At 45.1% G+C, this 12937-nt stretch carries 10 protein-coding genes; 3 read left to right on the top strand and 7 right to left on the bottom strand.

Features of this window, described 5'->3' with window-relative positions; translation table 11 throughout:
* Window positions 1–46 precede the first annotated feature (46 nt).
* Window positions 47–3337 (bottom strand): DUF5717 family protein, encoded by a 3291-nt coding sequence (locus EFA47_RS06630; RefSeq protein ID WP_122642557.1) that lies wholly within the window; start codon window positions 3335–3337, stop codon window positions 47–49.
* 123 nt (window positions 3338–3460) lie between these two features.
* Between EFA47_RS06630 and EFA47_RS06625 the strand changes: the two genes are divergently transcribed.
* Window positions 3461–4573, top strand: a complete 1113-nt coding sequence (locus EFA47_RS06625) for a pyridoxal phosphate-dependent aminotransferase (RefSeq protein ID WP_122642556.1) — start codon at window positions 3461–3463, stop codon at window positions 4571–4573.
* Between the two features lie 169 nt (window positions 4574–4742).
* Here the strand turns inward: EFA47_RS06625 and EFA47_RS06620 are convergent, their stop codons facing one another.
* The 4 genes from EFA47_RS06620 to EFA47_RS06605 all read right to left on the bottom strand — a co-directional run bounded on the left by EFA47_RS06620 (window position 4743) and on the right by EFA47_RS06605 (window position 8610).
* A complete protein-coding gene (locus tag EFA47_RS06620; RefSeq protein WP_122642555.1) occupies window positions 4743–5087 on the bottom strand; it encodes a cupin domain-containing protein in 345 nt (114 codons plus the stop codon).
* Between the two features lie 64 nt (window positions 5088–5151).
* Complete coding sequence (locus EFA47_RS06615; protein WP_122642554.1) at window positions 5152–5592, bottom strand: GNAT family N-acetyltransferase; 441 nt, start codon at window positions 5590–5592, stop codon at window positions 5152–5154.
* 280 nt (window positions 5593–5872) lie between these two features.
* On the bottom strand, window positions 5873–7849 hold the full coding sequence (locus EFA47_RS06610; RefSeq protein WP_122642553.1) for an FtsX-like permease family protein: 1977 nt from the start codon (window positions 7847–7849) through the stop codon (window positions 5873–5875).
* Window positions 7849–8610, bottom strand: a complete 762-nt coding sequence (locus EFA47_RS06605; protein WP_122642552.1) for an ABC transporter ATP-binding protein — start codon at window positions 8608–8610, stop codon at window positions 7849–7851. The genes EFA47_RS06610 and EFA47_RS06605 overlap by 1 nt, the downstream gene beginning before the upstream one ends.
* A gap of 294 nt (window positions 8611–8904) precedes the next feature.
* Here EFA47_RS06605 and EFA47_RS06600 point away from each other — a divergent pair, with 294 nt between their 5' ends.
* Together EFA47_RS06600 and EFA47_RS06595 are read left to right on the top strand one after the other, a co-directional pair.
* Window positions 8905–10254, top strand: coding sequence for a 4Fe-4S dicluster domain-containing protein (locus EFA47_RS06600; protein ID WP_122642551.1), 1350 nt, complete (start codon window positions 8905–8907; stop codon window positions 10252–10254).
* Between the two features lie 15 nt (window positions 10255–10269).
* Entirely contained in the window at window positions 10270–10809 is a 540-nt protein-coding gene (locus tag EFA47_RS06595) for a BMC domain-containing protein (RefSeq protein ID WP_122642550.1), read from the top strand.
* A gap of 124 nt (window positions 10810–10933) precedes the next feature.
* On the opposite strand, the gene EFA47_RS06590 is transcribed toward EFA47_RS06595, so the two are convergent.
* Entirely contained in the window at window positions 10934–11956 is a 1023-nt protein-coding gene (locus EFA47_RS06590; protein ID WP_122642549.1) for a sensor histidine kinase, read from the bottom strand.
* Window positions 11953–12624 (bottom strand): response regulator transcription factor, encoded by a 672-nt coding sequence (locus tag EFA47_RS06585; protein ID WP_122644432.1) that lies wholly within the window; start codon window positions 12622–12624, stop codon window positions 11953–11955. Before EFA47_RS06585 ends, EFA47_RS06590 begins: the two co-directional genes overlap by 4 nt.
* Window positions 12625–12937: the final 313 nt, after the last annotated feature.

Genomic DNA, 12937 nt, shown 5'->3' with positions numbered 1-12937 from the left:
CCTCCTTAGTATGATGTTAGGGTAAAAAAGTAACCCCCCTGGTATCTTAGTATTGTTCAAACATATGGGCCGCTATCGCATCTTCTGCCGCATAGGCCTTCATCTTCATCTCTCTTTCCCGTCCGTCACTTAAAAGTATATCATTCAGGCGGCCATATCTCCCTGACTCACCTTTCTTTATATCTTTCACGCAGCTCTCCTTGTCACTGCGGTAAGTATTGCCGTCAATTGTCTCCTTAAAATAATATTTTAATTTCTCATTGGCAAACAATACAAACTTCTTCACATATAAATTTTCGTACATGGGGGTCAGCACTTCCGTGGAATAATCCACTGTCTCAGAATCACCCTTCTGCAGCTGATAGTAAAGCATGACGCGGCTGCCTTTCTGCCCTTTGTACTCTATTAAAGTCTTGTCCCATAGCTGAAGCTCAATAAGCCAGTCTTTCTCATAATTCAAAAAGAATGGGAAATAAATCTGCTTTCCGCTGAGTTCCTGCAAGAACTTTTTCAGGGTCTTCCTAATCATCGAATTATACTCTCTGTTGGAATAGTACTTCAGTACAGCAATCTTGCAGATATCGATGGTATCTTCCCCCTTCTCGTACTCCCTGCATATAATGTCAATGATGCTTTTGCCTATCTTCCTCTCCTCCACTACAAAAGCTCTGGACATATACGCCAAATACGCCTGCTGCAGCCGGAAGTAGGCTCCCTCGGCATAGTATTCCTCAAAGACCTGTACCTCGTTGAATAACTCCTCCGCAAACAGCATCTGGGTTAAAATCCTCTCCGCCAGTTTGTGGGTATGCACCTCATACTCCTTTGCTTCCCTCCAGAGACGCTTCATATCTGTGGTTGCGCCGCAGTAGTAATTCGCCAGATAAGTCAGGATCACCTTATCGTACTGTCCCTGGCTGAACAGCTCAAAGCAGATATATGTCAGGAAATCATCGTTTTCGTAATTATTTTCCCGGATTGTCTTGCTGCACAGGGCAAAGAGTTCCTCTTCTTTATAATTCTCCACTCCCCGCTCCCTGACCGTCTCCAGGGTCAGCTCCTCCTCTTCTTCCTCCAGCTTATTCATCCTGAGGCTGTTGAGATATTTTTTACACATATCCATATAGCGCAGTTCATAGAACAGCCGCCTGCTCTCATAGGGGATCGAGTCAGTGTAGTGCCTGCCGTCTTTTGCCTCCCAGACAAGCCGGTCTGTCTTTGCATACAGGAACACCTGCGCCCCCTTGTCCACATAAGGGACTTTCTGGGTAATGCTCCCATCATCTGCGATAATATGGATGAACTTCATATTGGGCACCTTAGTCGTAATCACATAGGCATGGCAGATATCATACAGCGCCTGGATGCGCTCTGGGTTCATAGAGCGTTCTAAAATAAAACGCTTATATATGATTCTGAGCTGCTCATCAATATGCCGTCTCTCAAGCTGGTTCCAGGCAAAGGCTTCCATCTCATCCCTGTAATGGGCATAAATCTCACTGGATTCGTCCTCGTAGGTAATCAGATTGGAATACAAAAGCGCACATTTATGGTAGTCCAGAGAATTTCCATGCATAAAATATAGATAGACTGACCTGGGAAGGGCCTTGTGAAAATGGCTCTCCCTTATAGACGCCATATAATATTCATATAGCTGGGCAATTTTAAGCTCTGCCTCCACTGCCTTCTCATACCATTTAAAATAGAGATTATCCACACAGTTCCCTTTGATCAGCAGCGTGCAGATGGCAGTCAGAATCATAGATTCCTCATACATCTTATATGCCAGTACAAGGGTCTCATACAAATGCTTGTCAAAGTTCTTCAGCTGGCTTGCCAGATTGGCTGTGTACAGAGCCAGTTCTTTTGTCATCAGCTTATATTTAGCCGCAAAGAACAGGACACGGACTTCAAAAGTGCCCAGCTTCTTAAGAGAGGAACTTTTATCCCTGAAGCACTTAAAAGCTTCCATATAAAACCAGATATTATTTGTCTTTTCCTCATTAAACTGCTGTTCCAAAACCCGCAGCCTTTCACTGTAAATCTTATATTCTGAGTCCACATTCACAAGCATACAGAGAATCATCCAGCTGTCTGGATGCTTCATGTAAGACCTGGATAATTCCTCAGCCACTCTTCTCTGCCCTATGGAGTCATTGCTCAGCAGCGTTGTAAGGTAAAGATAATAAGAACTCAGCTCAACATTTTTGCCAATGGCAAACCTGTTATAATTGTAAGATTCTAAAATCCACTTGGCCTCCTCAAACCGCTTGCCAAGCAGGCATATATGGGCGTGAACAAGAAGATATATCTCATTCTTACTGTCCGCCTCTCTGAGATGCTCTATCTTTTTCAGCGACTCTTCCGTCCATGTATTTAAATCAATCCTGCCAGCCTCATAAGTCAGGTACCGCTTTACAATCCCGGCAAACTCTGCGTCCAAGGCACGGCGGTCCTCCTCACGGCGCACGTCCTTTTCCACAACAATCTCATAATTAAGTGTCTCATAGGGTGTCTCCAGGATAATCTGGCCAAAGTTGCTGCCCCTGTGCAGATTGTCTGTAGAAATGATATACTCCAGCCTGTAGGAATTGCCGATAAACTCCTCTGTAGTCAGCTTTGTATGCTCAACTGTCAAAAAGTCGCCCTCAGTGCGCACGCTCATAGACAGATAACCCCAAGTATTTTTCTTGATCGTAAATGTCTCTTTGCGGGCCTCTTCCACCTCCATAAAGGCACGGCTCTCTTCCTCCAGCGTAAGGAAAATCTTCTCCTTTTGTTTGCAGCCTACCAGAAATTCCTCCAACGCCTGCTGATCCAGCTCCCATCTGCGCATATTGTCATAGAGGGCCTGGATCCTTTTATCTTCGTATTTTAATATCTCATAAAAATCCCTGGAGCGGAAAAGCTTCTCCGCTTCGGCGGGGTCACGGAAAGAAAGCTTTTTAAAATCTTCAAGGCTCTGGACCTTTCCGTAGCTTGTCATGACAAAGGGTTTCTCGATAATCGCTGTAAATGCCACATCATACTCGCCGCCATTGCATACGATCGTAAACTTGCCATGCTCTACATGCCCGGGTACTAAGCCGGAACCGTCATATGTATAATAGATATTAACCGGATTCCCATCGAAGCCCTGCTCCTCACAATGGACACGATAAGAAGAGGGGTATACAAGCCCTCTGATAGTCCCCTCGCCCTGATTCTGCAGAGAAAAACTCCCCTTATACATCTCCCCCTCGCCGACACGCATAATAATACGGGTCTCAGGAAAAATGATATCCGGCTGTGGAATGTGAAAATCTCCTTTGGAAAGACGTTTAATCTTATTCTTCAAACTCGTCACCTACTCATATTTCTTACGTTGCATTTTTTCATAAGCACGCTATAATGAATTATATCATCTTTATAGTATTTCTTGCAACGGGTGAATGAAAGAATTTGAGAGGAGATTGTATACATGGATACAACGCCACAGTTCCACGGCAGTGATTTAGAAAAAATATCAGAATATTACGGGATTCCTAAGGACTCTATTGTCCGTTTCGGGGCCAATGTAAATCCCCTGGGCCTGTCTGAAAAAATAAAGGCATCCATATGTCAGAACCTGGATATTATTTCCTCCTATCCAGACAGAGAGTATGCCGCGCTGCGCCATGCCATCGGTGAGTACTGCCAGGCCTCCCCCTCCCATGTCATTGTGGGGAACGGCTCCACAGAGTTAATTTCCCTTCTGATTGAACAAAAGATGCCGAAAAAGACTTTGATCCTGGGGCCTACCTATTCCGAATATGACAGGGAATTATCTTTTATTGACAGTATCCGGGACTATTACATCCTGTCTCCTGATAGGGGCTTTCACCTGGATTTATATGATTTTCTGGAAAAGCTTAAAGAAAGGTACGATCTGCTGATTATCTGTAACCCCAATAATCCTACCTCCTCTGCCATACCGTCAGAGCAGATGGGCCAGATTTTAAGAGCCTGCCGCGAGGCGGGGACTTTTGTCATGATCGATGAGACTTATGTAGAATTTACGCCTGATATACAAATGGTCACAGCCATCCCTCTGGCAAAAGAATTTTCCAATTTTATTGTACTGCGCGGTGTTTCCAAATTTTTTGCCGCTCCCGGCCTGCGTCTCGGCTATGGCGTTACCAGCGACCAGTCCTTCCTGGACCTGGTGCGCAGCAGGCAGATCCCCTGGTCTTTGAACAGTATTGCGGCCTTTGCCGGGGAAGAGATGTTTAAGGACACTGATTACATCCGACGTACCAGAGTTCTCGTGCAAGAGCAGCGCGCAGGAATGCTGAGGGAATTGCGCTGCCTGCCCAACATCACTGTATACGGAGCAGCGGCCAATTTCATCCTTATACAGATACATCCCCCAGGCCCCAAGGCCTCTGCACTTTTCCAGCACTGTATCAGGCAAGGGCTGATGATTAGGGACTGCTCCTCCTTCCAGCATCTGGAAGGTGAGTATGTCCGCTTCTGCATTATGGAGCCTTCCGACAATGCCAGGCTCCTGGCCGCACTGAAGGAATGTCTCCCGCCTGTGCCCACGCAGCCTTAACAAAGTCCCCCAAAAGAGTATTTAACCCTCCCGGCAGCCGCCAAATTGGAAGGCATGTCCCCCTGGCTTGCTGCTGGCAGAAATAAAGAGCCGGTGCTGCTCTCCACCGGCTCCCTCATCCCTATAGCCTTATCTGCCTAAAGGGGATACACTGCTCTTCCATACTGCCCTATTTCTTTAAAATCAGGGCCACAAATACCAGGTCTTCTTTTCCGCAGTTTTTCATGCCATGCCCCTTCCCATCCTCACAGAAAGTTACATCCCCGGCTTCTACCTCCACGGCAGTTCCGTCGTCATCATACATTCCATTTCCCGAAAGGATGTAATATGCCTCTGTCTCTCCATGGTGCTCATGGTGTCCCAGCTCACATCCCGGCTTCAGCGTCACCCTGGAAAACATTTTACAGTGTTCCCCTAACTGCTCCTGGCTCAAGAGCGCTTCCTTTATAAGAAAGCCTGCCCCTCCGTTTACCCTCTCAACTGTCTCTGCTTTTCTTTCTCCTGCTTTTGTCATCTCTATATCCCTCCTATAATTGATATCTGCCCGGTATGTCGGCAGTCCGGCTATTCTGGCCGTATTAGAACTCTTTTACCATCTGCCGGTAACCCAGGTATTTATATCCCATTCTCTCATAAAGCGCAGCCGCCCTAATGTTATCCGGCTCCACCTCCAGCCTGAAACGGGTGACACCTGGCTCCTTATTCTGCTCCACATAGGCAAAAAACTCACTTCCCAGTCCTTTAGAGCGGAACTGCTCCCGTATATAAAGTTCCTCCAGCCAGTATACATACCCTCCCGCTTCCTGGGAAAAGGTCTTTGACACAAGGGCATACCCTGCGGCCTGTCCCTCATGCTCTAGTATATATCCCTTTGCATAAGCCCTTTCCCCTGTGCACTCTTCAAATGTCCTTTCCATATAAGAATCCGGTATAGGATGAAGAACTGCCGGAGAATGATAAAAATCATGTGCCATTTTCAAATACAGCTCTCTGTCTTTCTTTGTCAGTTCCCTAATCATAGAAACAAACCTCCATTGTTAAAATCTGGTGTGATAGACCTTTTTCATCCTACCATATTTCAGGACAAAGGTCTATATTGTCTTTCACCTTGGGCCTTTGTTTCCCGGAACCCAATGAAGCCTTATTTTAAGGAAATAACAGAACAAGCCAAAGAGCCGATGCAGGTATACGGGACATCAAACTAGCAGCGATGCAGGCATGGGGGTATTAGGCCCTGGCGGCAGCGGCCAAATGGACATGTTTACATGTCCCCTTGGCTTATTGCCCGCAGGAATAGAGTTATTCTACTATCTTATAATACTGCCTTGACGTGAGCAGGAATACAATTCCGTAAAACACTCCAAATATGACAATCGTACCCAGTGTGCACAGCAAAAACAGCCGTGTATTGACCAGGTTCATAGTGGCCAAAAGTTTAGTCAGAGTCTTAAACGCCATAGACACATGAAGGATAGCTGCAGCCAGGGGGATAAAGAATACCAGAAGCACCTGGCTCTTAATTGAGCTTTTGACCTCCCGTTTACTCATCCCTACTTTCTGCATAATCTGATATCTGCCTCTGTCATCATAGCCTTCTGAGACTTGCTTATAATAGATAATCAGGACAGTGGCCATTAAAAACAATGCGCCCACAAAAATACCCAGGAACAAAAATCCTCCGTACAGAGAATAGAAACTCTCTTTCGCTTCCTCTCTGTACTCTACAAGGGCATTCCCCACCTCTTCTGTAATACGCTGCTTAATAATTTTCATTGTGCTGACTTTGGCCTCTTCATCTCCTTTGAGATTAAAAGAATCAGAAAATATAATTGTATCCGCCCCTTCCATGCCATATCGTGCTTTCATATCTGCTATTTTTTCTACATCAGGCATAACAATATAAATATTTTTTATCACATAAGAGTAGTTATTTTTCTCCGGTTTCATTTCTTTTAGTATTTTTTTCACTTGAAAATCCTGGCCCCCTATATGGAGGGTATCTGTGTCTATTTCCTGCTCAGGGGAATAGACCAGTATTTCATCATCCTCTAGTTTTTCACTTTTGCCCTCCATCTTATTGTAGTCCTCCAGAGGCAGCATGGTAACGCCCCTGTAATCCTCTGTGCCGTAGGAATTCCCGATATCAGATTCACCGAGTAGAATAGCCTGTTCCTTTTTATCAAAAACAGCAGAGAACTCTCCCGACCGGTAAGAAATCCTTCCCTGCGCCTGCACGCCGGCTTTTTGTGCCTCCTCCTCTACAATTCGGCCAATCCGGTCCACGTTCTCGTTTGATGCATCATAAAGCACTATATTTAAATCCACAGGAAAACGTGTTGTGAGAATGTCCTCCATCCCTGCATACAGAGAAACCGTTACAGAAATCAGTACCAGCACAACGGTACTCATAATACAAATATTAGCCAGCCCTACTGCATTTTGCTTCATTCTATATATCATACCTGACACTGCGGTAAAATGCCTTGGCTTATAATAAAAACTCCGGTTCTTTTTAAGTCCTTTGAGAAAGGCTATGCTCCCCGCCGTAAAAAGACAATAGGTCCCAATAATTACCAATATGACGGCCAGGAAAAATTTTCCTATGGCTGCCAGCGGCGAGTCTGTGGTCTGGGCGATAAAATAACCTGCCCCCAGAGCCGCTGCTCCTACAACTGTCAAAATCCATTTTGTTTTTGGCTCTCTTTCCCCCTGTCTCCCCCCGCTCAAAAGCTCAATGGGGTTGGATGTCTTTACCTGCAGAAGGTTAAATAAAAGAGTGGCGGCAAACACACAGAGGAACAGAATCACTGTCCAACATACAGCCTGTGGTTCCAGGGCGAATTCCAGAGAAACAGAAAAATGAAGCATTTTCAGTAAAATCAAGAATAAAAGCCTGCCTAGCAGAACCCCCAGTCCCAGGCCTGCTGCCAGGCTGATACATACAATAAAAACAATTTCCCAGACCATCATTTTTGTCAGGTTACTTTTATCCATCCCCAGAACCTGGTATAATCCAAATTCCTTTTTCCTCTGTTTTACAAGGAAGCTGTTTGTGTAAAATAAAAATACAGCCGAAAAAATCCCCGTAATTCCTGACGCCCAGATAAGTATCAGTTTCAGGTTTCCTGCCCCAGGCATCTGATCTAACCCACTGTTCCTGGCAATGCCATTCATGATATAAAACATCATGACTGTCAAGATGCAGGTCAGTATATAAGGTATATATGTCTTTCCATTCTTTTTCAAGTTAATAAGGGCAAGTTTTGCATAAAACATTACTGCTCACCTCCTGTAGCCAACACAGTCAGGGACGCTGCAATCTTCTGGTACATTTCTTCATTTGAGAGGTTTCCCCTATATATCTGGTGGAACACTTCCCCGTCCTTAATAAAAAGCACTCTGTTGGCATTACTGGCTGCCTTTACACTGTGAGTGACCATCAGGATTGTCTGTCCGTTCTTGTTGATTTCTGTAAATAATTCCATCAGGTCATCTGCAGAGCGGGAGTCTAGGGCGCCTGTAGGCTCGTCGGCCAAAACCAGCTGAGGCTTTGTAATCAATGCCCTGGCCACTGCGGCCCTCTGCTTTTGCCCTCCCGACACCTCATAAGGAAATTTTTTCAAAAGTTCTTCAATTCCAAGCTGCCCCGCTATAGGGGTGAGCCTGCGGTTCATCTCCTCATACTTCCTTCCTGCCAGCACAAGAGGAAGGTATATGTTATCCTCTAAGGAAAATGTGTCAAGCAGATTAAAATCCTGGAACACAAATCCCAGATTCTGCCTTCTGAACGCCGCCATTTCCCTGTCCTTAATGCCGCTTAAATCTCTGCCTTTAAGATATACCTTCCCTCCTGTAGGTTTATCCAGGGCTGCCAGAATATTCAGCAGCGTTGTCTTGCCAGATCCTGATTCACCCATAATGGCTACATACTCGCCGCTCTCCACTGAAAATGTGACATCTAAAAGAGCCTGTACCTGGTTCCCCCCAAACCGGGTAGTATAGGTTTTCTTTACATTTTTAACGTCCAATAATGACATATGTTTCTCCTGCCTTTCTTCAAATCTGCTCTATCTTTTCTACGGGTTTATTATACTGTAACCGCCTCAGGCCAACCATAGATTCTCCTTTCAAAACGGACAGGAATTCTTACGTTTTTGTAAGGTTGCCCCTAAGAACATACAATTTTTACAGGTTACACTGTGAGTATACAAATTTTATCTATTTCTTTTCCGAAAAATGTGGTATAATCACAATGTATTGTAAAATGATAATCTATATTATCAGATTACTCCTAAAAATGTCCACCAAATCAATGAATGGAGAAAGAAGCTATGAGTTTAATTGAAACAGTAAAAGATGCCGGTATTGTAGGGGCCGGCGGGGCAGGATTTCCTACACACGTCAAGTTAAACACGAAGGCTGAATATTTTATTGTCAATGCCGCCGAGTGTGAACCATTGATTGAAACAGACAAATATCTGTGCAGGACCTTTGCCGACGAATTAATCAAGGGTATCATGTATATTTCCCAGCACCTGGAAGCAAAAAAATCCTACATAGCATTGAAAGCAAAGTATAAGGCCGAGATTGCAGCTTTAGAAGAAGCAATCCAGAAAAATAACGCAGATATAGAAATTTTTGCCATGAGGACGTTCTATCCGGCCGGGGATGAGCAGATTATCGTAGAGCAGATCACCGGACGTACCGTACCTGAGCGCGGCATCCCCATTGAAGTCGGTGCCGTTGTCGACAATGTGGGCACAGTAATCAGTATTTATGAGGCTATGGCAGAAGGCACAAAGGTTACTGACAAGTATCTGTCTGTTGTAGGCGAGGTGGCAGAACCAATTATGCTCAAGGTTCCCATCGGCACATCTGTCAGGACTTGTATCGAGGCCGCTTCCCCGAAAATTTCTGATTATGCCATCATCCTTGGCGGCCCTATGATGGGACGTGTTTTTTCTGATAATGGCCTGATCAGCCAGCAGGTAGTAACTAAAACAACTGGAAATATAATCGTCCTCCCCAAAGACCACTATCTTGTGAAAAGGACAGAAGTTTCTATAGAAAGAATCAAACACCAGGCACGCAGCGCATGTATCCAGTGCCGTATGTGTACGGATCTTTGCCCTCGTTTCCAGATTGGCCACAGCATGAGGCCCCATCTTGTCATGAGGAATATCTGGAGGGAGGATGGCCTGGATTCCAACGAAGAATTTGCCAAATGTTTTGGCGAGGCAGTAAACTGTTCAAGCTGTGGCGTCTGTGAGATGTTCTCATGTCCCATGGGCCTTTCTCCAAGACAAGTCAACAATTATATGAAGGTCAAATTAAGAGAGCGGGGAATTACCATTGACAAGACCCCCAATCCCACAGCGCGGCCTACCATTGATTTGAACCGCATCCCCACAGACCGCCTGATTGCACGCCTGGGCTTAAACCAGTACAATGGCCTGCACGCACACACCTGTACAGAGCTTTTCCCTGGTGAGGTATTTATCCCACTGGCACAGCATATAGGTAAGCCTGCAGAACTGGCTGTCAAAGCCGGGGATACCGTCCACAAGGGCGATGTCATCGGGCAGGCGGCTGAAGGAGGGTTATCAGCCAATATCCATGCAAGCGCAGACGGAACAGTCACTGAAGCAACACCGGCCGGTGTCAGAATAAATGTAAACTAACGGAGGAATTAAAAAATGGGAAATTCAGTTGGAATGTTAGAATTGTCCAGTATAGCAAAGGGAATTGAAACTTGTGACCACGTGCTCAAGGCTGCGGAGGTTGAACTTCTCAGGTCTTCGACCATCTGTCCAGGTAAATATATGATTATTATCGGCGGTGATACCAGCAGCGTAAATGCCGCCATGAACGTAGGTGAAGAGATAGCAGGGCCGTTTTTAGTTGACAAGCTTCTGATTGCCAATATCAGTGACCAACTCATGCCTGCCATCAGCAGCACTTCCCAGATCCCCACAAGTGGGGCTGTAGGCGTCCTGGAATTTTATTCTGTCGCTTCTGCCATCGTGGCAGCTGATACTGCCGCGAAAGCTGCAGATGTACACCTTATGGAAATCAGGACAGGGTTTGCCGTGGGGGGCAAAGGGTTTGTCACACTTTCCGGGGACGTCAGTGCGGTCACAGCCGCTGTCAAGGCGGCAGAGACTGTCAGCGAACTGATGGTAAACAGTGTGGTGATACCACGGCCCACAGAGAAGCTCTATGAGGCTCTTATGTAGCAGATAGCTGTTGCCCTCTTCTATAATATGGGGAGATTGCCTCCCTGTACAATTTCGGGGGTAAGAAAGCCGGGATACCTGATAATGGTATTCCGGCTTTCCTCTTTCTAAAGTCATAGTCCATTTATTCCAAAATATTTTCCTCTCTAAATAAATTCACCCTAACAGATGTCCCTTCCCCTACCTTTGAGCTAACCTCCAGGCCATGGCCCAACTTAGTGCAGACAGAACGGCACAAGTACAACCCTATCCCTGTTGATTTTTTGTCCTTTCTTCCATTATATCCGGTAAAACCTTTCTCGAAAATTCTGGGAAGATCCTCCTCCCAAATACCGATGCCTGTATCTTTTATAATAAGGGCGCCCTGGCTGCCTGGCTCCATATATATTGAAATACTTCCTTTTGGGGTGTATTTCAGGGCATTGGACAGCAACTGCCCGAGGACAAACAAAAGCCATTTCTCATCTGTCAGCACCATAAATCCGCATTCCTGATAATCCAGGCGGATCTTCTTTAGTATAAACAGCTGGGAGTACTTTCTTACAGCCTGGCGTACAATATCATCCAATGGATACCACTTAAGGGATAAATCTGAGGACATATCCTCCATACGCAAATAAGAAAGCACCATCTCTACATATTGTTCTGTCTTAAACAATTCCATTCTTACATGGGGGATAAACTTGCTTTCTGCCAATTCCACCCCACTCTCCTCAGCAGACTGTAAAAGTAAGTGCATAGCTGCAATCGGGGTCTTAATCTGATGGACCCACAGACTATAATAATCCAACATTTCCTGCCTCTTGAGCCTGTTTTGTGTCTCCTGCTCCTGATGAAGGTCAAACATATCCTCCAGCTTAACCCTATAAAGCTCTTCTGCCCCTGTCCGATCCTCCGGAAAATTCCGCAGTTCCCAGGGATACGCTGCCAAAGCCTCACTCACTGCTTTTATTTGGCCGCAGTACAGAGTAAAATCTGCCGCTCCCCAGCATACCAGCAGGAATAATGAAAGGACAACAGCATAATTGAGGGCATCCGCCCTGACATTATATAGATACAGCACACACCAGAATATCCCGGGAAACAGAAAGGACAAAATAAACCAGCCTGCCCTTGACTTGATATAAGAACTTATATTTTTCCTCATTCTATCAGATACCCGATCCCCTTCTTTGTCGTAATGAACCCGCGAATCCCAACTCCCTCCAGCTTTCTGCGCAATCTTGTTATATTGACCGTCAGTGTATTGTCATCGACGAATTCATCGCTCTCCCACAGCCGCTCCATTATTTTCTCACGCTTAACGATTCTTCCTGTATTCTCCATTAAAACTTGCAGAATCTTGAAATCATTCTTGGTCAGTTCCAGCTTCTTATCCCCAAATGTCAGGGAGGCATCATTCAGATTCAGGATCACCCCTTTATATTCCAGCACATTGAGCTGACCCTGAAACGAATAGGTGCGGCGCAGCAATGCCTGAATCTTTGCAGTCAGTACATTTAAATCAAAAGGTTTTTCAATAAAATCGTCCCCGCCCATGTTCATAGCCATGACAATATTCATATTATCCGCAGCCGAGGACAGAAAAATAATAGGAACTTTGGAAACCGCCCGGATTTGTGTACACCAATGGAAGCCGTTATAAAAAGGCAGAAGAATGTCCATAAGCACAAGCTGAGGTTCAAAAGCCATAAACTCCTCCCGCACATTCCTAAAATCTTCCGTACATTTTACATCGTAGTCCCATCTGCTTAAATGGGATTCTATAGTTTCTCCAATTGTGGTGTCATCCTCTACAATATAAATTTTATACATAGACATCTGCCCTCTCTTATAATCTCCCTAAAAACTGTATAAACATGTCCCTGACAGAATCCCTTCTGGCATCCCAGACAAGACGCTCCGGTGTCCGCCCACCGGCAGGTCATGCATGATGAATCCCTAAACATTACTTAATAGAAATTATTATACTCTCCTAACGTCTGGCCATCAAGGAAAAAAGAGGTCAATTAATATACCCAGGCATTTTCAAGTACTAAGCGGCGTTTCAAGCTCCATGGTATTTTATTTCCTTTTGAAAAACTTAAGAATATATGTATTGACAACATATATTATATAAAATATAATA

The organism is Luxibacter massiliensis, assembly GCF_900604355.1.
In the GTDB taxonomy this organism is placed as follows: Bacteria; Bacillota; Clostridia; order Lachnospirales; family Lachnospiraceae; genus Luxibacter; species Luxibacter massiliensis.
The sequence above is the reverse complement of the archived record's forward strand: the minus strand, read 5'-3'. Positions and strand labels throughout refer to the sequence as shown.